This is a genomic window from Aeromonas sp. QDB31 (genome assembly GCF_027707605.1).
Taxonomy (GTDB): domain Bacteria; phylum Pseudomonadota; class Gammaproteobacteria; order Enterobacterales; family Aeromonadaceae; genus Aeromonas; species Aeromonas media.
The window spans coordinates 116,705-139,129 of record NZ_JAPCIX010000007.1 but is presented as its reverse complement, the minus strand read 5'-3'; the positions used below and the strand labels follow the sequence as shown (position 1 = coordinate 139,129).

Genomic DNA, 22,425 nt, shown 5'->3' with positions numbered 1-22,425 from the left:
CACCCTTGCCAATGACAACCGTAGAGTCGGGGTTTAACATGGACAGTATCAAGGGCTGGATGGAGAGCAATCGCATCACGGAAGTGGAGTGCCTGTTCCCGGATTTCACCGGCAATGCCCGAGGCAAGATCATTCCAGCCAACAAGTTTCTGCGCGAAGGGGGCATGCGGCTGCCCGAGGTCATCTTCACCCAGACGGTGACCGGCGAGTACCCGGATGACGACAGCATGATTGACCCGCTGGAGCGGGACATGCAGCTCTATCCCGATCCCAACACCATTCGTTTCGTGCCCTGGGCACTGGAGCCCACGGCTCAGGTGATCCACGACTGTTTTGACATCAATGGCAAGCTGATCGACATAGCGCCGCGCTCCGTGCTGCGCCGGGTCTTGTCATTTTACGAGAAGCAGGGCTGGAAGCCGGTGGTGGCCCCCGAGCTCGAATTCTATCTGGTCAAGCGCAATGAAGACCCCGACTATCCGCTGGTGCCGCCGGTGGGCCGCAACGGCCGCCCCGAGACGGCTCGCCAGTCGTTCAGCATCGATGCGGTCAACGAATTCGATCCCATCTTCGAGGACATGTACGACTACTGCGAGGCCCAGGAGCTGGAGGTGGACACCTTGATCCACGAGTCCGGTGCCGCCCAGATGGAGATCAACTTCCTGCACGGTGACGCCATCGATCTCGCCGACCAGGTGTTCCTGTTCAAGCGCACCATGCGGGAAGCGGCCCACCGTCACGGCATCTATGCCACCTTCATGGCCAAGCCCATGAGCGATGAGCCGGGCTCCGCCATGCACATCCACCAGAGCCTGGAAGATGCCGAGGGGCGCAACCTGTTTGGCACCAGCGAAGGGGGCAACTCCGCCCTGTTCATGCACTTCATCGCCGGTCTGCAGAAGTACACCCCGGCGGTAACCGCCCTGCTGGCGCCGAACGTCAACTCCTACCGCCGCCTCACCTTCGGCGAGAGCGCACCGCGCAACGTGCAGTGGGGCGTGGAAAACCGCACCTGCGGCCTGCGGGTGCCCTTCTCCGAGCCGAGCGCGCGCCGGGTCGAGAACCGCTTCGCCGGTGCCGACGCCAACCCCTATCTGGCACTGGCCGCCACCCTGGCCTGCGGCTACCTCGGCATGCTGGAGAAGCTGGAGCCCATGCAGGAGATGAAGGCGAGTGCCTATGACCTGCCCTACAGCCTGCCCCGTTCCCTGGAGGAGTCGCTCAGCCATCTGGAGCAGTGCGAGCCCATCAAGGACATGCTGGGGGAGCGTTTCATCCGCGCCTTCGTTGCGGTCAAGCGCAAGGAGTACGAGACCTACTTCGGGGTGATCAGCCGCTGGGAACGGGAATTCCTGCTGCTGAACGTCTGACCCGTCTCGGGAGGGGCGCAGATCCCTCCCGTCACTCTCAAAGCAAGATGGCACTGGCTCGTGAGGGGCGGCTGATGGCGCCCGCTCGCGGCAGCACCGTGCCCGTGGGCCAGCCCATGGATGCATGCACGAAGATCGCTTAAATCGAAGGAACCGAGGAGCAAGCAATGCAGCATTCCGCCCGTGAGTAGCAGTGACCGGGAGAGTGCCAGCCACCCTCGACATTGACGAATAAACATCGCTTACATCGAAGGAACCGAGGAGCAAGCAATGAAGCAGACCACCCGCGAGTGGCAGCAACTGGATGCCAGCCACCACCTGCATCCCTTTACCGACTTTCAGGCCCTGAACAAGAAGGGCAGCCGCATCATCACCAAGGCCGAGGGGGTCTATCTGGAAGACTCCGACGGGCGCCGCATCCTGGACGGGATGGCGGGCCTGTGGTGCGTCAACCTGGGCTATGGCCGCCAGGAGCTGGTGGATGCCGCCACCAAACAGATGCAGCAACTGCCCTACTACAACCTCTTCTTCCAGACCAGCCATCCCCCCGCCGCCGAACTGGCGACCCTGCTGGCCGAGATCACGCCGCCCCATCTCAACCACGTCTTCTTCACCGGCTCGGGCTCGGAGTGCAACGACACAGTGCTGCGCATGGTGCGTCACTACTGGGCCAGCAAGGGGCAGCCCGACAAGCAGGTGATCATCAGCCGTCACAACGCCTATCACGGCTCTACGGTAGCGGGCGCCAGTCTGGGGGGCATGAAGGGCATGCACGCCCAGGGTGGCCTGCCCATTCCCGGCATAGTCCACATCGATCAGCCCTATCACTTCGGTGAGGGGGAGGGCATGAGCGCCCACGAGTTCGGCCTGGCCCGTGCCCGCCAGCTGGAAGAGAAGATTCTGGAACTGGGGGTGGACAAGGTGGCGGCCTTCATCGGCGAGCCTATCCAGGGGGCCGGCGGCGTCATCATTCCGCCCGACAGCTACTGGCCCGAGATCCAGCGCATCTGTGACAAGTACGGCATCCTGCTCATCGCCGACGAGGTGATCTGCGGTTTCGGTCGCACCGGCCACTGGTTCGCCAGCGAAGGCTTCGGCATCAAGCCTGACCTCATGTGTCTGGCCAAGGGCATCACCTCGGGTTACCTGCCGATGGGGGCCGTAATGGTGGGGGACAGGGTCGCCAAAGTGCTGGTGGAAGAGGGGGGCGAGTTCAACCACGGCTTCACCTATTCCGGTCATCCGGTGGCCTGCGCCGTGGCCATTGCCAACATCCAGCTTATGCAAAGTGAGAGCATAGTTAAGCGCGTCCATGATAGTATCGGCCCCTATTTGCAGCGCCGCTGGAGCGAGCTTGCCGATCACCCGCTGGTGGGAGAAACCCGGGGTAAAGGCCTGGTCGCCGCGTTGGAAATAGTGCAGGACAAACAGACGAAACGCCGTTTCCCGGCCGAACTGCACGCCGGGATGACGTGTCGGGAGTTCTGTTTTAACAATGGCTTGGTGATGAGGGCTGTCGGCGATACCATGATCATATCGCCCCCCTTGGTGATCACCGAGGAACAGGTGGATGAATTGGTCAAACTGGCCAGGCTCAGTCTGGATCTGACGGCAGCAAAGCTGCGGGAATAGGCTGCAACCGGGCAGATTGGCTTACGCATACAATTTGCTTAGGAGACAAGGACTATGTCTTTTAAAAAGGGAATGATGGCTGCTTCCGTGGCGCTGGTCATGATGAGTACCGGGGCGATGGCCGACGAGAAGGTGCTGCACGTCTATAACTGGAGCGATTACATCGGCCCGACTACGCTGGAAGACTTCCAGAAAGAGACGGGCATCAAGGTGGTGTATGACGTGTTTGACAGCAACGAGGTGCTGGAAGCCAAGTTGCTGGCAGGCAGTTCGGGTTATGACATCGTGGTTCCGTCGAACCCCTTCCTGGCCAAGCAGATCAAGGCTGGCGTCTTCCAGAAGCTGGACAAGTCCAAACTCTCCAACTGGAAAAACCTGGATACCTCCTTGCTCAAGGCGCTCGAACCGAGTGACCCGGGCAACCTGTACTCCATCCCTTACCTGTGGGGCACCATTGGCTACGCCTACAACGTCGAGAAGGTGAAGGCCGTGCTGGGTGCCGATGCGCCTGTGGATTCCTGGGATCTGGTGTTCAAGCCGGAGAACATGGCCAAGTTGAAGGAGTGCGGTGTCTCCTTCCTCGACTCGCCGACCGAAATGCTGCCGGCTGCCCTGCAATACCTGGGCTTCAAGCCGGATAGCCAGAAGCCGGACGAGTTGAAGAAGGCCGAGGAGCTGTTCCTCTCCATCCGCCCCTATACCGCTTATTTCCACTCCTCCAAGTACATTTCGGATCTGGCCAACGGCAACCTGTGCGTGGCGGTCGGTTACTCCGGTGACTTGCAGCAGTCCAAGTCCCGGGCGATCGAGGCCAAAAACGGTGTCAATCTGACCTATGTAATCCCGAAAGAGGGGGCCGGCAGCTTCTTCGACATGCTGGCTATTCCGGCCGATGCGAAGAACGTGGAATCGGCCCATGTGTTCCTGAACTATCTGATGCAGCCCGAGGTGATCGCCAAGATCTCCGACGCGGTCAGTTACCCGAGCGGGAACAAGGCTTCCGTGCCGCTGGTGTCCGAAGCGATCCGCAACGATCCGGGTATCTACCCGAGCGAGGCGACGCTGGCGAAGATCTACACCTTCCCGGATCTGCCGGCCAAGGTGCAGCGTCTGATGACCCGCAGCTGGACCAAGATCAAGTCAGGCAAGTAAGTGACGAGTACCCCTCCCGGTCCGCAGTTCGGCCGGGAGGGTGGTGACCACCCGACAGGTTGGACGGTGCGTATGGATGCGCAACTGGCAACATCACACAAATGAGGACTGATAAGTGCACATGACCAAGATGGCAACGCTGGCCCTGACCCTGGGGTTTGCAAATCTGACCCAGGCAGCCCCTGTGGTTCATTTTTACAACTGGTCCGATTATATCGGCGAGACCACCCTCAGTGACTTTCAGCAGAAGACCGGGATCAAGACCGTCTACGACGTGTTTGACTCCAACGAGACGCTGGAGGGCAAGCTGCTGACCGGACGAACCGGTTACGATCTGGTCGTGCCTTCCAACAATTTCCTGGCCAAGCAGATCCAGGCGGGGGCCTTCCAGAAGCTGGATCCCGCCCTGCTGCCCAACCTGAACAACCTGGATCCCCTGCTGCTCAAGCAGCTCGACAAGGTGGATCCGGGCCATCAGTACGCCGTGCCCTATCTGTGGGGCACCAACGGCATCGGCTACAACGTCGAGAAGGTGAAGGCCGTGCTGGGGGTCGACAAGATTGACTCCTGGGCCACCATCTTCGAGCCGGAAAACATGAAGAAGCTCTCCCACTGCGGGGTGGCCTTCCTCGACTCGGCGGACGAGATGATCCCGGCTGCCCTGAACTACCTCGGCCTCAATCCCAACAGCCACGATCCTGCGGATCTCAAGCGCGCCGAAGAGCAACTGCTCAAGGTGCGCCCCTATGTGACTTACTTCCACTCCTCCAAGTACATAGGGGATCTCGCCAATGGCGACATCTGTGTGGCGGCGGGGTTCTCCGGTGACATACTGCAGGCGGCGGCCCGGGCCGACGAGGCGGGCAAGGGGATCAAGATTGCCTACAGCATCCCCAAGGAGGGGGGCAATCTGTGGTTCGACATGATGGCGATCCCCTCCGATGCCACCAACGTCAAAGAGGCTCACGCCCTGATCAACTACATTCTCGAGCCGCAAGTGATCGCCAAGGTGAGCGACTACGTGGGCTACGCGAACCCGAACATCAAGGCGGGAGAGTTCATGGACAAGGCCGTGCGCGATGACGAGTCTGTCTATCCCCCCCAGGCGGTGCTGGAGCGTCTGTATGTGCAGGAAGCACATCCCCGCTCGGTGCAGCGCCTGATCACCCGGAGTTGGACCAAGATCAAGTCCGGAACCTAACCTTGGCGCCCATCCCGGGGCGCCAGATTGTATTGATGGATCGGCCCCGGCCGGTATCACCTTTGGGAGTTTGGTAATGGCGATAGCCTCCAGTGCCTACAAGAAAGCCCTCGAGGGCAGCCAGCAGCGTAAAGAAGTGCTGGTCAAAATAGACAGGGTAAGCAAGCAGTTCGACGAAACGCTGGCGGTCGACAACGTGTCTCTCAACATCCACAAGGGCGAGATCTTCGCCCTGCTGGGTGGTTCAGGTTCCGGCAAGTCCACCTTGCTGCGGATGCTGGCCGGGTTCGAGCGCCCCACCGAGGGGCGGCTGTTCCTGGATGGGGTCGACATTACCGACATGCCGCCCTATGAACGTCCCATCAACATGATGTTCCAGTCCTACGCCCTGTTTCCCCACATGACGGTGGCGCAGAACATCGCCTTCGGCCTCAAGCAGGATGGCCTGCCCAAGGCAGAGGTCGACGCCCGGGTGGAGGAGATGCTTAAGCTGGTGCAGATGACCCAGTATGCCCGCCGCAAACCCCACCAGCTCTCCGGTGGTCAACGCCAGCGGGTCGCCCTGGCCCGGTCGCTTGCCAAGCGCCCCAAGCTGCTGTTGCTGGATGAGCCCATGGGGGCGCTGGACAAGAAGCTGCGCTCCAAGATGCAACTGGAGCTGGTGGAGATCATCGAACGAGTCGGCGTAACCTGCGTCATGGTGACCCACGATCAGGAAGAGGCCATGACCATGGCGGAACGGATCGCCATCATGCACCTGGGTTGCATCGAGCAGATTGGCAGCCCGATGGACATCTACGAAACCCCGGCCAGCCGGCTGGTGTGCGAGTTCATAGGCAACGTCAACCTGTTTGACGGCCTGCTGGTGGAAGATGAGCAGGACCACGCCACCATCGCCTGCGCGGATCTGGAGCAGCCCATCTACGTGGGCCATGGCATCAGCTCCCGTGCCGAGAACAAGAAGGTGACCTACGCCCTGCGGCCGGAAAAATTGCTGATGAGCCTGCACAAGCCGGAGGAGATCGAACATCCGGACTTCAACTGGACCAAGGGTGAGGTCTATGACATTGCCTATCTGGGCGGCCACTCGGTTTATCACATCCAGCTGCCCTCGGGCAAAATCGTTCAGGCTTTCATCGCCAATGCCGAACGCCACGGCAAGCGGCCAACCTGGGATGACCAGGTGTTCCTGTATTGGGAAGATGACAGCGGCGTGGTGCTGCAATCATGAAGGCATTGAGACGACTCAAGCAGATGGGGGGACGCCAGCTGGTGATCGGCATCCCCTTCTTCTGGCTATTCCTGTTCTTCCTGCTGCCCTTCGTCATCGTGGTGAAGATCAGCTTCGCCGAAGCGGATGTGGCGATCCCGCCCTACACCGACGTGGTGACCTGGGCAGACAGTCAGCTCACCATCTTGCTCCACATGGGCAACTACCTGCTGCTGCAGGAGGATGAGCTCTATATCGCGGCCTATCTGGGTTCCCTCAAGATGGCCTTCATCAGCACGCTTCTGTGCCTGCTGATCGGTTATCCCATGGCCTACTCCATCGCACGGGCCAACAAGGAGACCCAGACCGTTCTGCTGTTGCTCATCATGATGCCGACCTGGACCGCCATTCTGATCCGGGTCTACGCCTGGATGGGCATCCTCAGCAACAACGGCCTGCTCAACAGCTTCTTGCTGGGGATTGGGGTAATAGACGAGCCCTTGCAGATCCTCAACACCAACCTGGCGGTCTACATCGGCATCGTTTACTCCTACCTGCCGTTCATGGTGCTGCCGCTCTATGCCAATCTGGTCAAACATGACCAGAGCCTGCTGGAGGCGGCCTCCGATCTCGGCGCTCGCAACCTGACCCGGTTCTGGCAGATCACGGTGCCGCTCTCCAAGAACGGCATCATCGCCGGTTGCATGCTGGTCTTCATTCCCGTGGTGGGCGAGTTCGTCATCCCCGAGATGCTGGGCGGCCCTGAGACCCTGATGATCGGCAAGGTGCTGTGGCAGGAGTTCTTCAACAACCGCGACTGGCCGGTGGCGTCCGCCCTGGCAGTGGTGATGCTGGCGGTGCTGATCATTCCGATCATCCTGTTCAACCGCAACCAGGCCAAAGAGCTGGAGGGGAAAGTATGAGGCGCTTTGGTTTTGCCAAGCTGATGCTCTGGCTGGGGCTGCTGTTCATCTACCTGCCCATGATCATCATGGTCATCTACTCCTTCAACGCCTCCAAGCTGGTGACTGTGTGGGGAGGCTGGTCGCTCAAGTGGTATTTCGGTCTGCTCGACAACAAACAGTTGATTGGCTCCGTGTTCCGCTCTCTGGAGATCGCCTTCTACACCGCCATCGCCGCGGTGGCGCTGGGGACTGTGGCCGCCTTCGTGCTGACCCGGATCCCCCACTTCCGGGGCCGCACCCTGTTTGGCGGCATGGTGACGGCACCCCTGGTGATGCCAGAGGTGATCACGGGTCTGTCGCTGCTGCTGCTGTTCGTGGCCATGGCCCAGCTGGTGGGCTGGCCCGCCGAGCGGGGCATGCTGACCATCTGGATTGCCCACACCACCTTCTGTACCGCCTATGTGGCGATCGTGGTGTCGGCCAGGCTGCGGGAACTGGATCTCTCCATCGAGGAGGCGGCCATGGATCTTGGCGCCAAGCCGTGGAAGGTGTTCTTCCTGATCACCATCCCGATGATAGCCCCGTCACTGGCGGCGGGGGGCATGATGTCGTTCGCCCTGTCGCTGGATGATCTGGTGCTGGCGAGCTTCGTCTCCGGCCCAGGTTCCACTACCCTGCCGATGGAGGTGTTCTCGGCGGTGCGCCTCGGGGTGAAACCCGAGATCAACGCGGTGGCGAGCCTGATCCTGCTGTCGGTGTCGCTGTTCACCTTCGGCAGTTGGTACCTGATGGCGAGGGCGGAGAAACGCCGCCGTGCCGAGATTGCCATGACCACCCAGATGCAGGCCGTCGCCTGACCCCGGGGCTGTTGAGGCGGTCACGCGGCTTGCGTCGACGGCTCAACAGCCCCTAAGATCCGCATTCTCTCATCCGTCAGGAGCATGGAATGCGGATCTCCCTCTTTATCGGCCAGAGCGCCGAGATGAATGCCGAACTCGCCCCCGGACTCGTCAGTGCCATCGACAAGCATGAGGCAGGCCATCCCCTGTGGTGCAGCTTCTCGGGCCTGGAAGGCGATGAGCAGAGCGACAAACGCCATCACGGCGGCCCGGACCGCGCCCTGCACTACTATCCCGCGGATCACTACCCCTGGTGGAAGACTTGGCAAACCGCGCTGGGCCTGCCTGCCCCCCGAGCCTCCTGGCAGCCGGCGGCCTTTGGCGAAAACCTCTCCGGCCTCGGATTGACCGAGGCGCAGGCCTGTATCGGTGATGTCTATCGCCTCGGCGCCGCCCTGGTCCAGATCAGCCAGCCGAGATCCCCCTGCTTCAAGCTCAATCAACGTTTTGGCTACTCGCACCTCTCTCAGGTGATGCAACTCAGCGGTCGCTGCGGCTGGTTGCTGCGAGTGCTGGAGGAGGGGCGAGTGGATCCGGTGGATGAGCTGCTGCTGATGGACAGGCCCTATCCAGAGCTGACGGTGAAGCGCACCGCCGACATCCTGTTCAATCAGGCCCGCCACGAAGGAGACCTGCAACTGCTGCTGGAGAACCCGGCGCTCTCTCCCAATTGGCAGCAGCATGCGGCCCACTGGCTGGAGCACGGGGTCGTTGCCGATTGGAGTCGGCGTCTGCTGGGACCAGCCGAGTTTCAGCTGCCGCCAAAGGCGTAACCGAGTACCGGGATGAGCCCGGTGCCCCTGATCGCCATGAAACGCTGGATTATTGAGCGTAAAGCCCTTTTTTTACGGCAGATGCAAAAAAAGGCTTGTGTCATGTCGGGGCTTTCGGTAAATTCTCGCCCCGCAGACATCGGTGTGTAGCGCAGCTTGGTAGCGCACTTCGTTCGGGACGAAGGGGTCGGAGGTTCGAATCCTCTCACACCGACCACATTGGAAAAGGCCGCTCATCGAGCGGCCTTTTCGCTTTTGGAATGCCCAGGGCCATGAGGCATCTCCCCTGCATCTCCTCGTCATTGTCCTTCCTTGTCTGGTCCATCATCCCTCATGCAAAGGCATGCTTCCCGGGACGGTCACGCACATCCGGTTCACTCCCCCTTGAGCCGGGCACCCTGCTCCTCCACCGCCTGTGCCAGCACCAGACGTTCATCGACGGATCCCCTTCAAACGGCAATCCCCCTGTGGTGGCTCCTCGACTCGACGTGCACATGGCGCGTCGCACTGACGGTCTGCTGGACACGATGTCGAGCCTTCACACCGTCGCGACGACACAGATTGGCTTGGAGGCAGGCATCGCAGCAGGGCGATGGCACCTCAGACATCGCCACCACGAGTATCAATCGCGATACAGCATCTCCCATGCTCGTTTGGTTCAATTATCAAAGACTTGTGGTCAATCTCGACGGGTAGCGCGGTACCGTGTGTTTCACTGCTGTGACATGCCAGATGGCAAGCATCCGTAACCCCTTGTTTTTACACACCATGTCCACTGGCATACGACTTGCTCTATCGCTCTCGTCATGACGACCGGCGGTCGTGGGTGCTCGTGTCGAACGACACTTCCCGGCCACACAAGGACAACGTCAAGGAGACATCGACATGTTCGTCAGCAAACGATGGAAGACGACGCTGGGGGCCGTGCTCGCGCTCGGGCTGCTCGGCACGGCGCCGGCGCAGGCCGCCGACCCCGTTGGGGTGCAGACTACCTTGGAGGGATGTCGCAAAGATGCGAATTTCACCTTCCCCGATGGCGGCCCCTTTATCTGCCCCGACGCGGACTACACCACTGGCAACCTGGGAAAGACGTGGAACGAACTCGACCTCGTTCCTTATCGCATCACGCTGCAGGCCGGTAATTCCGCCCCTGCCAGCCAGATGTACACCCTTGGTGTGGTACTGGACAACGAGGATGCAGGCAAACCCGGATATGACATTATTTCGGCCCCGGTACTGAATGTGGGCAAGTCGAGCGCGTCCTGTGCGGCAGCCCAGTCGACGCCGCAAACTCCCAAGAACCCGGGCGTTGGCGGCACCGACATCTCCATTTACCGACTGATCACGGTCACACAGGCGAAAAATACCACCTGTGTCTATGACTACTACGGTCGGCTGGCCCTGGGGTCGCACCTGTTCCCGGGCTCATCGCTGCACGCCAATCTCCTGGCCGAAGATCTCGGCACCGGTGGGGCTGGTGCACGCGACGTCTCCATCCCGGTGAAGGAGATCGAGCCGCAGGAGATTTCCAAGACGATGACGGCCCACCAGGGCGCGGAGCAGACCTGGAATATCTCCAAGGGGACCGAAGACTCGCTGGACTTTGGCAACGTCTGCCGCAGTGATGCTCCCGAGTCCCTTCCCGTCCAGATCACGGTCACCTGGACCAAGGCGGAAGTCATCGGTGGCAAGGTCGCGGTCAACATAGTGTTGAATGCGAAGAATCCAGCCGCGCGTACGATCACCATCGAGTTGACCGACAAGTTGTACAAGGGGGCGGACAACACCGGCACCTTGCTCGATACCTACAACGAGGGCCCATTCGACCTCGCTGCCGGCTTCAATGGCATGGTCGCCGAATTCACGGTCGAATTCGACGCAGCGACGGCGGGCAAGGTTGGCGACTGGCTGCACAACGAGGTGTCAGGAACCTATACGGACAAGGCAACTGGCATCCCGGTCCCAGGCACCACGACGGCGGTCGCGAACGCCCAGATCCAGCAGGGTGAGGTCACCAATGCTTCGACGACCATCAAGGACGTGGAGGAGATCGACGGCGTGGGTCTGATGTATGCGGTCGGGGTTCCGTCGTTTGGCGGCTTCCTGGATGGCTACATTGCGGACACGCAGACGGATGGCGAGGTAGGGTGGCAGACGACTGGGCAGACAGACAGTGGTTCCATCACCTTTGACAAGATGGTGTATCTCGACGATCCCAAGCGCGTCACGACAGGCATGTTGAGAGACACCGCCTACCTGACCGCCTCGGACGGATTTGCGGCCAGCACCAACGAACTGCAGATCCCGATCGTCTCATCGGTCATGGCCAAGCTCATGATTGAGAAGAGCATCCCCAACTTCCTGGATGCGGGTGAAAAACTCGAGGTGACATTCCACATTACCCGAGCCAATGATGGATCGTTCAGCAAGACCAAGGTCATTACCTTCACGGGGGGAGGCGCGACGACGCAATCCGTCACGGCGTGGGGCCTGGTTCCCGACACCTATTATGTCGAAGAGGTGAGCAGCGTGTTCTTCGCCGCAGGCAGTGACACTGGCGTCCCTGTCGGTCTGGCTGACCCGCGCGACCCAGCTGAGTATCCGAACCCCAGGACGGTGGATCTCCAGCTCGAAGACGGCATCGCGACCCATTGTTCGGCAACTGTCGACTTCCAGAATGTGCCAACAACCGAACCGGCCAAGGCGCAGGTGCAGAAGACCACTGAGCCGGTACTCGAAAACTCGGATGACGACTACTACTGGACCTTCAAGTTGTATGGTCCGGATGGCGGGCTGTTGAGTATGCAAGATGTCGGTGCGGGTGCGGGCCCTTCGATGTTCCAGACCGCTGGCCTCGATCTGCTCCTCACTAGCGAGGGTACCTATACCGTGGTCGAGACGGCCAAGGCGGGTTGGGATCTGGTTTCGGCCAACCCGGATTCGCCGATTCAGGACAAGGTCTGCGACTTCGTGGTCGACTACCCGGAGGATGCAGGCAAGGTCTTCTCCTGTTCGTTCCTGAACCGTGAACGCGGCAAGGCACAAGTCCTCAAGACCATGAATGGCCTACCCGACTTGGGCAGCTACTCGTTTACCTTCGTGCTGCGGCAGGGGGCTACCACCTTCTCCGTCGGCGAGACCCTGGAGTCGATGTCGGCCAATGCCGGGAACGGCGGCACCCTGGTGTTTACGCAGGAGCTCATCCCAGGCCAGACCTATCAGATCTGCGAGATCGTGGGTCCGGGGTGGCTCAGCAGCTTCGGAAACTTTGTTCCGAATGCGTTCATGCCACCGGATGGCGTAGTCATCAACCCGAATGTCGACAACAGTATTCTCTGTGGCGACTTCGAGGTGGGCCCGGGTGAAACGAAGGTGTTCAATATCGACAACACACCGCCCCCAGGCGGCCGTGCATTGACCATCGGTTTCTGGCGGAACTGGGCGTCCTGCGCCAAATCCAATGGCAAACAGGAACCCGTGCTTGATCAGACGCTGGCCTCCTTTGCCGGTGGCGGGGTCTATATCGGCAACCTGTTCGTGGATACCTGCCAGGAGGCCGTGCGTATCCTGAGCAAGCAGGATGTCGGGAGCGGCAAGCAGAAGTCGAGTGATCCGGCGTTCAACATGGCAGCGCAACTGCTGGCTGCGAAGCTGAATGTGCAAGCCGGGGCGGGTCAGTGTCCGAATGCCGTCACAGCGATGGTTGCAGGCCAAGCCATTCTTGATGGACCGCCGCCCAGCTACGCGGTGAACTTCACCGGGATGGGGGATTATCCGAAGAAGGGCCAATTCGCGGCCGAGGCAAACAACCTCGCCACGACACTGGACCAGTACAACAACAACTATCTGTGCACTGGACCGTAACGGTGTAGCATCGTTGCGTTCAACCGAGGGGCCCGACACAAGCGGGCCCCTCTTTTTTGTGTCTGCGATCCTCGGTGAAGGTGACTTGCGGTTGGCAGCACGACAAGTGGTGACCGTACTGCTCGCGCCAGAGGCGGTGCAAAGCACGATGCAGTACGACGCGATGACATAGTGAGGCAGGAACATGGTGTTGGTATGTCAGACGTTGCGGGGCTGACTACCTGTGCTTCCCACTGCTTCCTCTGCCGTCGCGACATACGGCATGGCACCAAGGCGCCAGCCATTGCAATCAGCTGCCTGGCCTGGCCTGAGCTGGCAGGCAAATTCGATGTTCACCTCATCGGGGTGCACCTATGGTGCGATGTGCCTTCCGACCAGATTATCTCCCGATCGCCAGCTCATCAGCCCTCAGATCATCAAGGCCCTGCGCGGCCAAAACCTCAAAGATCCGCCTTGCCGTGGCTCACAATGCTGCTCTGTGCTGGTGAGTCGCATGGGGTTCAATGGGTTGTCTTTCGCATTGGGCTATTTGCCTTGGCCGTGATAGGCAGACGCATGGTCGGTATGCAGAGGAGGTTGCCCGGTGCGGAATGCCGCCCATTAAAAGGGCCACCGCTCGGTGGCCCTACAGGTGGAGTCTGATCCTGACTCCGGCACTCTAGATTGTGGCAATCTCGTTGTGGGTCTTGTCGATGGTGCCCTCCTTGCGCCAGGGGCGCATGATCAGATATGCCAGTGTTGATGCCGCAATGCCTTGAAGCTGTGCTGAGTTTGCAGAGCCGCATGCTTGGGGTACTCACTAATGAAATGTGCTATTCCCTCCATCAGTTGTGAACGCAGCGAAGACACGGGCTCATGCCAGGCCTGCAGGCAGAGATGGCCGGGGATCAACTGCTCTCTATACGCTTCCAGCAGTTGCTCTGGCCAGGGTTCGATACCGGGATCATGACGCAGTAGATAGTGGGCGGCGGGTTCACGGGCATAGATGAACTGAACTTGGGCCAGGTCGCGTTGGCTTAGCGTTTGGCTGCCGATGTGGCAAGTCAGATATTTCCCCGTCTTCAGATTCAGGAAGTGACCGCGTTGCCGACAGGCAATGATGCGATACCAAGGCAGGGGTGAACAGAGAGAATACCCCTCCAGCTCCTGTTCCAACCAGTGATGGCACTCGGGTGTCTGCACTTCTTCGCGCATAGACTCGAGCTGTGTCAACAAGGCTCTGGATGGTTTGGTAGCCAGCATCGCGCTCATCGTCTGCAATCCTCCCTCTGCATACAATCCCGACTTTCAGTATGGACCCTGGCCGGTGGAGGGGGTAACAATTCTAATGATTAAAATCAGCTTAGATGCGCACTTTTTATGCAATAAAGGCCATTAGCCGACCAGGTAGGTGCCGGTGCCAAAGGCGATGTGGGTCCCTTCTTCGTTGTGCAGTTCCATACGGGCGACGGCGACCTTGCTACCGGCGCGGATGATGTGGGCGGTGGCGATAAACTCGTTGCCGCGGCCGGGTCGCAGATAGTCGATTCGCAGGTCTATGGTGCCGAGGCGGGAAAAGCGTTCCTTGAGGTAGCTGGGGGAGAAATCCTCCAGCTCGTCGATGCAGGAAGCGGCGACTATCATGCCACCGGCCACATCCAGCAGGCTGGCGGTGACGCCGCCGTGCAAGATGTTATGGAAGGGGTTGCCGATCAGCTTGTCATCCATCTTGATGCGCAGCTCCACTTTCTCGAAGTCATAGTGGGTCACCTGCATGCCGATGAGCTTGTTGAACGGCATCTTCTCGGCGAACAGATTGGCAATGCCACTGAGCGCCATCTTCTTCAACATCTGTTTCATTCTCTGATACCGATCCCTGTCATCAAAGCCGAGTAAAAACTCCAGCCAGTCTGCAACACTTCCTTAACAGTCGCAATGGCAGGTTTATTGTGGGCGGCGGCTGCTTTAGAATGGCGACCCCAAAGGAGAGCCCATGACCGCCATTGCCGACACCTTGCCCGATACCCCCCTTGCCCTGCTGCAGGCGGTCTTCGGCTACCAGCAATTTCGGCCGGGCCAGCTCGAGATCATCGAGCAGATAGTGGCGGGGCGTGATGCCCTGGTGCTCAAGCCCACCGGTGGCGGCAAGTCCCTCTGTTACCAGATCCCGGCGCTGCTGCGCCCCGGGCTCGGAGTGGTGGTCTCGCCCCTCATTTCGCTGATGAAGGATCAGGTGGACAGCCTGCGGGCCAACGGCGTGGCGGCGGTCTATATCAACTCCGCCCTGAGCCGGGAGGAGATGGTCCAGAACTTTGCCGCCATGCGTCGCGGCGAGATCAAGCTGGTCTATGTCTCCCCCGAGCGGTTGCTGCAGCACGAGTTTCTGGATCGGCTGGCGGAGCTGCCGCTCGGCCTGTTCGCCATCGACGAGGCCCACTGCGTCTCCCAGTGGGGCCACGATTTTCGGCCCGAATACGCAGCGCTGGGGCGGCTCAAGCAGTGGTTCCCCCAGGTGCCTGTGGTGGCGCTCACCGCCACTGCCGACGAGGCGACCCGCAGCGACATGCTGCATCGCCTCGAATTGCATGATCCCTTCATTCACACCGCCAGCTTCGACAGGCCCAACATCCGTTACAGCCTGGTGGAGAAGTTCAAGGGGGCCGAGCAACTGCTGCGCTACGTGCAGAGCCAGAAGGGCAACTGCGGCATCGTCTATTGCTCCAGCCGCAACCGGGTGGAGGAAGTGGCAGAGAGGCTCTCCCGCCATGGCTGCAAGGCATCGCCCTATCATGCGGGCCTGCCGCTGGATCAGCGGCTGCGCACCCAGGATGCCTTCCTCAAGGACGATGTCGAGATAGTGGTGGCGACGGTGGCGTTCGGCATGGGGATCGACAAACCGAACGTGCGCTTCGTGGTGCACTACGACATCCCCAAGAATATCGAATCCTACTATCAGGAGACCGGCCGGGCCGGCCGCGATGGGACCCCCGCCGAGGCGCTGCTGCTATATGATCCCGCCGACATTGGCCGGGTGCGACGCCTGCTCGACAACATCGAAAACCCCCAGCAGTTGCAGGTGGAGCAATACAAGCTCAACGTGATGGCGGCCTTCGCCGAGGCGCAGACCTGCCGCCGTCAGGTGTTGCTCAACTATTTCGGCGAGTACAACGACAAGCCGTGCGGCAACTGCGACATCTGCCTGGACCCGCCCAAGAGTTATGACGGCACCGAGGATGCCCAGAAGGCGCTCTCCTGCGTCTGGCGGGTGGGTCAGGCCTTCGGGGTAGGTTATGTGGTGGAGGTGCTCAGGGGCTCGCTCAACCAGCGCATCAAGGATCACGGTCACGACAAGCTGTCGACCTACGGCATCGGCAAGGATCAGAGCCACGAATACTGGATGAGCGTGATCCGACAGCTGATCCACAAGGGGCTGCTGACCCAGAACATCACCCGCAACCTGGTGCTGCAGCTGACCGAGGCGGCCCGCCCCGTGCTGCGCGGTGAGACGACGCTGGCCCTGGCGGTGCCACGCTTGCAGCCCATCTCCAGCCGCAAGGAGAAGCGCAGCGGCCTGCTCGACAACGCCAACTATGACAAGCGGCTGTTCAAGGAGCTGCGCGGTCTGCGCAAGCAGATCGCCGAGGATGAAGAGGTGCCGCCCTACGTGGTGTTCAACGACGCTACCCTGGTGGAGATGGCCCAGCTGATGCCGATGACCGAGGACGAGATGCTGGCCATCAACGGTGTCGGTCACCGCAAGCTGGAGCGCTTCGGTGAGGCCTTTATGGACCTTATCATCGACTACTGCCGCCGGTAGGGTCGACCCAGGTGGAGCTTGGGTCAGCGGCGATGCCGATGACCGATGACGAGATGCTGACGGTCATCGGTGCCGGCCATCGCAAGCTGGAGCGCTTCGGCGAGGCCTTTATGGACCTTATCATCGACTACTGCCGCCGCTAGGGTCGATTAACGAAGCGTGATCGACCGCATCGGGGATAGGGCGCCGCCAGGCTACTTCAGGCTGGCATAATAGGCCGCCAGATTCTCCATATCCGCCTCGGTCAGCATCGCCATGAAGGGTGCCATCAATGGCTCTGTGCGGCTGCCCTCCTTGAAGGCTTTCATCTGTTTCAGCAGATAGGCAGCGTTCTGTCCGGCCAGATGGGGATAGACGGGGACACTCGCCTTGCCATCCACCCCATGACAGGCGACGCAGACAGGCGCCTTGGCCTTGCCCGCTTCGATGTCGGCGGCCTTGACCTGATGTCCCCAGGCCAGTGCCAGCAGGGGTAGGGCATATATCCATTTTTGCATTGTTTTCTCCGTGAAATGAAATAGCGCGATCGCCTGTTAGCCTGAGCGGGCAGACGGCGGTATAAAGAGTGACACGAGCATACGCAGGGACGAACCACACCACCATGAAGCTGATCAACACTTTCGCCACCGAACTGCCCTGGGCCTGCGAGCCCGTGGCTCCTCAGCCTCTGCGTGCACCCAGGCTGCTGCACCTCAATCAGGGGCTGCTGCGGGAACTGGGGCTGGACGGGATCGGTGAGGCTGACTGGCTCGCCTGCTGCGGGTTGGGGCAGCCGTTGCCGGGTATGCAGCCGGTGGCCCAGGTCTATGCGGGGCACCAGTTCGGTGGCTACAGCCCGCGCCTGGGGGATGGCCGCGCCTTGCTGCTGGGGGAGCAGCTGGCGCCGGATGGTCAGCACTGGGATCTGCACCTGAAGGGGGCGGGCAAGACGCCGTTTTCCCGCTTCGGCGACGGCCGTGCCGTGCTGCGCTCCAGCATCCGCGAATACCTCGCCTCCGAGGCGCTCCATGCCCTCGGCATTCCGACCACCCGGGCCCTGGTGCTGGTGGGCAGTGACGAGCCCGTCTACCGGGAGCAGGTCGAGAGCGGGGCGACAGTGCTACGTACCGCGCCGAGTCACCTGCGATTCGGCCACTTCGAGTACTTCGCCTGGAGCGGCCAGGGGGAGAAGATCCCGGCTCTCATCGATTATCTGCTGCGTCACCACTTCCCCGAACTGGAAAGCGGTGCCGAGCTGTTCGCCGAGGTGGTGCGGCGCACCGCGCGCCTCATCGCCAAGTGGCAGGCGGCGGGCTTCTGTCACGGGGTGATGAATACAGACAACATGTCCCTGCTCGGGCTGACCCTGGATTACGGCCCCTACGGTTTCATCGATGCCTATGTGCCGGATTTTGTCTGCAACCACTCGGATCCGGGTGGCCGCTACGCCTTGGATCAGCAGCCGGCGGTGGGTTACTGGAACCTGCAGAAGCTGGCCCAGGCGCTGGCGGATCAGGTGGACGGCGACGCCCTGGCGGCGGCCCTGGCCCAGTACGAACATCAGCTGATGTTGCACTACTCCGAACTGATGCGCGCCCGGCTCGGCCTGGAGACCTGGGAGGATGAAGACCCGGCCCTGTTCCGTCAGCTGTTCCAGTTGCTGGCGGCACATCGGGTGGACTATCACCTCTTCCTGCGTCGCCTGGGTGAGCTGACCACCCAGGGGGAGTGGCCCGCCTCCCTGCTGGCGCTGTTGCCGGACCCGGCCGCCTGGCAGGAGTGGCTCGAAGCCTATCGGGCCAGGCTGGTCCGTGAAGGGAGCCAGGATGCGGCGCGCAAGGTGCGGATGGATGCTGTCAATCCCAAGTACGTGCTGCGCAATGCCTTGGCCCAGCAGGTGATAGACGCCGCCGAGACGGGGAACATGGCGCCGTTCGAGCGGCTGTTTGCCGCCCTGCAGCGCCCTTATGACGAGCAGCCGGAATATGATGATCTGGCGACCCCGGTTCCCCAGTGGTATTGCGGTGGCGAGCTCTCTTGCAGCAGTTGAGGAACAACAGATGAACTGGCGTGTCATGCAGACGGATCGGGAGGCCGGGGTGGTGTTGCTGGCCTGCCCAGGCCTTGACTGGGACAACTTCCCGGCTCTTGCCGAAGAGCTGGTCGAGGGGTGGGAGCTTATACCGCTCGAGCAGGAGTGGGGCGCGGATCGCCACAGCTGGCTGCTGGAGTTCGAAGGCAGCCGGTTGCGGCTGGAGTTTGAGCAGCACAGCGGCTGCTGGCTGGAGGCGACGCACCCGGACGACAGGGAGGTGGTGCTCTGGCTCGGCCATCAGCACTCAGCCGCCTCATAGCATAAGGATTGAACTATCCGCGTCGGGGCGTATAATCTCGCCCCTCAATTATCGCCATGGTGGCGGTATGGGTTCCCTAACCCCATTAACCAAAAAGGTCACAACATGAATCTGACCCCTGCTCAGCACCAGACGGCGCTGGTGCGTCTCTCGTTGTTCCACATTCTGATCATCGCCAGCAGCAACTACCTGGTGCAGCTGCCGATCACCATCTTTGGCTTCCACACCACCTGGGGTGCCTTCAGCTTCCCGTTCATCTTCCTGGCCACCGATCTGACGGTGCGGATCTTCGGTGCCGGACTGGCCCGCAAGATCATCCAGACCGTGATGCTGCCGGCCCTGGCCGTTTCCTATGTGCTCTCCGTGCTCTTCTTCGAAGGCAGTTATCAGGGCATGGGCAACCTGGCGGAGTTCAACCTCTTCGTGGCGCGCATCGCCCTGGCCAGTTTTATGGCCTATCTGGTGGGCCAGTTCATGGACGTGGTGGTGTTCAACCGCCTGCGGTTGCTCAGGGCCTGGTGGGTGGCACCGGCCGCCTCGACCCTGTTCGGCAACCTGGTGGATACCATCGCCTTCTTCAGCATCGCCTTCTGGCGTAGCACGGATCCCTTCATGGCCGAGCACTGGGTCGAAATCGCGACCGTGGATTACGTATTCAAACTGCTGATAAGCCTGGGATTGTTTGTACCACTCTACGGCGTGCTGCTGCGCTACCTCAGCCGCAAGCTGGTGGGGGAGGCCGGCCTGGCCGGTCTGCAAACGGCCACACGACAAGCCTGACGAGAATGACCACCCGCGCGGTGGTCATTTTTTTGCACTTTTTACAAATAAGGCTTGCACAGTTAAATGAGAATGATTATTGTTACCTTGTTTTCCGGGAAAGACTTCATTCGTTCCAACGTGATGGACTTCTTGTGAAGGCACGACATTGCTCACATTGCTTCCAGTTAAGGTGCCAGTTGTTTACTGGCCCTCTTTTTTTGTCTGTTTTTCAGCAAGTTGCAGCCATAAAAAATGGGAGCCTAGGCTCCCATCTTCAGTCTGTGTCTGCTTATTCGATATCGAGCGCATCGGGTGAGAGGATCACCCCTGTGGTATCGGCGTAGAGGTGATCGTCCGGCAGGAAGGTGACACCGCCGAAGTTGACCGGCAGATCCGTCTCTCCCACATCCTTGTGGTCGGCGCCGACCGGGATGGCGGCCAGGGCCTGGATGCCGATGTCGAGATCTTCCAGGATGTCGACCTCGCGCACGCAGCCGTAGCAGACGATGCCTTCCCACTCGTTTTCCGCCGCCGTGGTGGCGATCTCGCTGTCGATCAGGGCCCGGCGCATGGAGCCGCCGCCGTCGATCAGCAGCACGCGGCCGACGCCGTTCTCTTTGACGACTTCACGGATGAGACCGTTCGATTCGAAGCATTTGACCGTGGTGATGACGCCGCCGAAAGAGGCACGGCCGCCGAAGGAGCAGAGCATGGGTTCGAGTACATCCACCATGTCCTGATAGATGTCGCACAGTTCTGAAGTGTTGTATTCCATTGTGTCAGATCCACCGCTGGAAACAGGTGGATCCAGTATAAGGAGTGGGGTTGGCATTTCAACGACTATTCCTTGCCCAGAGGCGGGAATCCCCGTTTTTATCGCGGCAGCAACTCCCGAATTCCTGTGCGGGACAAGGGCCTGCCATCCGGAGCTGCCGGTGTCTGAGGCCACCAGGGCTGGGCACTTTGGTGGTTTCCATATGGGGCTATAGCAGGAACAGGGTCGCCAGACCCAGGAAGATGAAGAAGCCGCCGGTGTCTGTGATGGCGGTGATCATCACACTGGCCCCCACCGCCGGATCCCGCCCCAGCCGACTCATGGTCATGGGGATGATGACCCCCATCAGGGCCGCCACCAGCAGGTTCAGCACCATGGCGAGGGTCATCACGGCGCCCAGGGCCGCATCCTGATAGAGGAAGTAGGTCGCGACCCCCATGGTGCCGCCCCACACCAGACCGTTGATCAGCGCCACTCCCAGCTCCCGCCACAGCAGGAAGGAGACGTTGCCCGGCTGGATGTGCTGCAGCGCCAAGGCCCGCACTATCATGGTGATGGTCTGGTTGCCTGTGTTGCCGCCTATCCCCGCGACGATGGGCATCAGGGCCGCCAGCGCCACCAGCTGCGAGATGCTGTGCTCGAACAGGCCTATGACCCGGGAGGCCACGAAAGCGGTGCAGAGGTTCAGCGCCAGCCAGGCCCAGCGGGTCTTGACCGCCTTGGAGACGGGCGCGAACACGTCTTCTTCCTCGCTGATCCCCCCCATGCGACGCAGATCGGTGTCGCTCTCCTCATAGACCAGGTCCACCACTTCGGCGACGGTGAGCCGCCCCATCAGCTTGCCCTTGCCATCCACCACGGCGGCAGAGACGAGATCGTCCCGTTCGAAGGTACGAGCGGCGGCTTCATCGTTGTCTTCCGGATCGAAGGTGATCGGATCCTTCTCCATCACGTCGCGCACCAGGGTCTCCGGCTTGTGCAGCAGCACTGTCGTGAGCGGCAGCTCCCCCTGCAGCCGGTTGCGCCTGTCGGTGACGAACAGCTTGTCGGTGTTGGCGGGGATCTTGCCGAGCTGGCGCAGGTAGCGCTGCACCGTCGCCAGGCTTACCTCGGCGCGCACCGTGATCAGCTCGAAGTCCATCATGGCGCCGACGGTGTGCTTGCCGTAGCGGATCACCTCCCGCACCCGGTCGCGCTGGTCGGGGGCCATGGAGGTGAGCAGCCGTCCCATCAGGTTGCGAGGCAGGTATTGGCCTAGGTAGATCTGATCGTCGATGTCGAGGCTGCGCAGGGCCTGCAGCAGCGCCTTGTCACTCATGCCGCTGATCAGGCTGTCCCACACCGTCTCCGACGCCTCGACCAGGATCTGGCCATGGCGCTCCGGGTCCACCTGCTGCCAGAGCACGTGGCGCTCGTCCGGGGGCAGGGACTCCAGGGCATCGGCGACGTCGGCGGCCGGCAGGCTGTTGACCAGGCGCGTCAGCTCGCTGGTCTGATCCCGCAGCTTGGCGTCCTGCACCCCTTGAGGATCGAGCAGGCTGTCGGTGAGGGCATCGTCGGCCAGCAGCAGGGTGAGGATGCGGGCTCTGTCGTGTTCACGCTGTTTGGCGCTGTTCTTGGGGGGGAGAGACATGCAGCAAGATTCCTGAATTCGGTTGGCCGGATGGCCTTGCTCCATAGGATACCAAATTCAAAACAAGAGGTTATGACAGTAAATGCAGGAAAAGAAACGCCACCCTCAGGTGGCGTTGGC

Annotated in this window: 18 protein-coding genes and 1 tRNA gene; 14 read left to right on the top strand and 5 right to left on the bottom strand. The window is 60.9% G+C overall.

Annotated features, from left to right (window positions below; all coding sequences use genetic code 11):
- The first annotated feature begins 38 nt into the window (after window positions 1-38).
- The 10 genes from PG898_RS09875 (at window position 39) to PG898_RS09830 (ending at window position 13,006) form a co-directional block, all read left to right on the top strand.
- Window positions 39-1,370 (top strand): glutamine synthetase family protein, encoded by a 1,332-nt coding sequence (locus PG898_RS09875; RefSeq protein ID WP_005328484.1) that lies wholly within the window; start codon window positions 39-41, stop codon window positions 1,368-1,370.
- 270 nt (window positions 1,371-1,640) lie between these two features.
- On the top strand, window positions 1,641-3,002 hold the full coding sequence (locus tag PG898_RS09870; RefSeq protein ID WP_270823868.1) for an aspartate aminotransferase family protein: 1,362 nt from the start codon (window positions 1,641-1,643) through the stop codon (window positions 3,000-3,002).
- Window positions 3,003-3,056: 54 nt separating this feature from the next.
- Window positions 3,057-4,154, top strand: coding sequence for an extracellular solute-binding protein (locus tag PG898_RS09865; RefSeq protein WP_041206590.1), 1,098 nt, complete (start codon window positions 3,057-3,059; stop codon window positions 4,152-4,154).
- Between the two features lie 121 nt (window positions 4,155-4,275).
- Window positions 4,276-5,355: a polyamine ABC transporter substrate-binding protein gene (locus PG898_RS09860; protein WP_408750688.1), complete on the top strand. Its 1,080-nt coding sequence runs from the start codon at window positions 4,276-4,278 to the stop codon at window positions 5,353-5,355.
- 76 nt (window positions 5,356-5,431) lie between these two features.
- The gene (gene potA, locus PG898_RS09855; protein WP_005328474.1) at window positions 5,432-6,586 is read left to right on the top strand and encodes a polyamine ABC transporter ATP-binding protein; all 1,155 of its coding nucleotides are present in this window, start codon (window positions 5,432-5,434) and stop codon (window positions 6,584-6,586) included.
- Window positions 6,583-7,488: an ABC transporter permease subunit gene (locus PG898_RS09850; RefSeq protein WP_043128697.1), complete on the top strand. Its 906-nt coding sequence runs from the start codon at window positions 6,583-6,585 to the stop codon at window positions 7,486-7,488. Before potA ends, PG898_RS09850 begins: the two co-directional genes overlap by 4 nt.
- Window positions 7,485-8,327: an ABC transporter permease subunit gene (locus PG898_RS09845; RefSeq protein ID WP_025328719.1), complete on the top strand. Its 843-nt coding sequence runs from the start codon at window positions 7,485-7,487 to the stop codon at window positions 8,325-8,327. The genes PG898_RS09850 and PG898_RS09845 overlap by 4 nt, the downstream gene beginning before the upstream one ends.
- Window positions 8,328-8,416: 89 nt before the next feature.
- Window positions 8,417-9,142: an MOSC domain-containing protein gene (locus tag PG898_RS09840; protein ID WP_270823870.1), complete on the top strand. Its 726-nt coding sequence runs from the start codon at window positions 8,417-8,419 to the stop codon at window positions 9,140-9,142.
- A gap of 140 nt (window positions 9,143-9,282) precedes the next feature.
- A tRNA-Pro gene (locus PG898_RS09835) sits at window positions 9,283-9,359 on the top strand.
- Window positions 9,360-10,027: 668 nt separating this feature from the next.
- Window positions 10,028-13,006: a hypothetical protein gene (locus PG898_RS09830; RefSeq protein WP_270823871.1), complete on the top strand. Its 2,979-nt coding sequence runs from the start codon at window positions 10,028-10,030 to the stop codon at window positions 13,004-13,006.
- A gap of 723 nt (window positions 13,007-13,729) precedes the next feature.
- On the opposite strand, the gene PG898_RS09825 is transcribed toward PG898_RS09830, so the two are convergent.
- Both PG898_RS09825 and PG898_RS09820 read right to left on the bottom strand, forming a co-directional pair.
- Window positions 13,730-14,257, bottom strand: a complete 528-nt coding sequence (locus PG898_RS09825; RefSeq protein ID WP_270823872.1) for a hypothetical protein — start codon at window positions 14,255-14,257, stop codon at window positions 13,730-13,732.
- Window positions 14,258-14,380: 123 nt separating this feature from the next.
- Entirely contained in the window at window positions 14,381-14,845 is a 465-nt protein-coding gene (locus tag PG898_RS09820) for a thioesterase family protein (protein WP_005328457.1), read from the bottom strand.
- Window positions 14,846-14,978: 133 nt separating this feature from the next.
- Here PG898_RS09820 and recQ point away from each other — a divergent pair, with 133 nt between their 5' ends.
- A complete protein-coding gene (gene recQ, locus PG898_RS09815; RefSeq protein ID WP_218410340.1) occupies window positions 14,979-16,802 on the top strand; it encodes an ATP-dependent DNA helicase RecQ in 1,824 nt (607 codons plus the stop codon).
- Between the two features lie 194 nt (window positions 16,803-16,996).
- Here the strand turns inward: recQ and PG898_RS09810 are convergent, their stop codons facing one another.
- Window positions 16,997-17,299 carry a c-type cytochrome gene (locus PG898_RS09810; protein WP_182787226.1) on the bottom strand — a complete coding sequence of 101 codons (303 nt, stop codon included), beginning with the start codon at window positions 17,297-17,299 and terminating at the stop codon, window positions 16,997-16,999.
- Window positions 17,300-17,403: 104 nt separating this feature from the next.
- On the opposite strand from PG898_RS09810, the gene PG898_RS09805 reads away from it, so the two are divergent.
- From PG898_RS09805 to PG898_RS09795, 3 genes are all read left to right on the top strand, one after another.
- Window positions 17,404-18,831: a protein adenylyltransferase SelO gene (locus tag PG898_RS09805; protein ID WP_270823874.1), complete on the top strand. Its 1,428-nt coding sequence runs from the start codon at window positions 17,404-17,406 to the stop codon at window positions 18,829-18,831.
- Window positions 18,832-18,841: 10 nt separating this feature from the next.
- A complete protein-coding gene (locus PG898_RS09800) occupies window positions 18,842-19,135 on the top strand; it encodes a DUF3630 family protein (protein ID WP_270823875.1) in 294 nt (97 codons plus the stop codon).
- Between the two features lie 105 nt (window positions 19,136-19,240).
- Entirely contained in the window at window positions 19,241-19,915 is a 675-nt protein-coding gene (locus tag PG898_RS09795; protein ID WP_043554198.1) for a 7-cyano-7-deazaguanine/7-aminomethyl-7-deazaguanine transporter, read from the top strand.
- A 271-nt stretch (window positions 19,916-20,186) separates the two neighbouring features.
- Here PG898_RS09795 and rraA read toward each other — a convergent pair whose 3' ends face one another.
- A complete protein-coding gene (gene rraA / locus PG898_RS09790) occupies window positions 20,187-20,672 on the bottom strand; it encodes a ribonuclease E activity regulator RraA (RefSeq protein ID WP_005328442.1) in 486 nt (161 codons plus the stop codon).
- Between the two features lie 208 nt (window positions 20,673-20,880).
- On the bottom strand, window positions 20,881-22,305 hold the full coding sequence (gene mgtE / locus PG898_RS09785) for a magnesium transporter (protein WP_270823876.1): 1,425 nt from the start codon (window positions 22,303-22,305) through the stop codon (window positions 20,881-20,883).
- Between the last annotated feature and the right edge of the window lie 120 nt (window positions 22,306-22,425).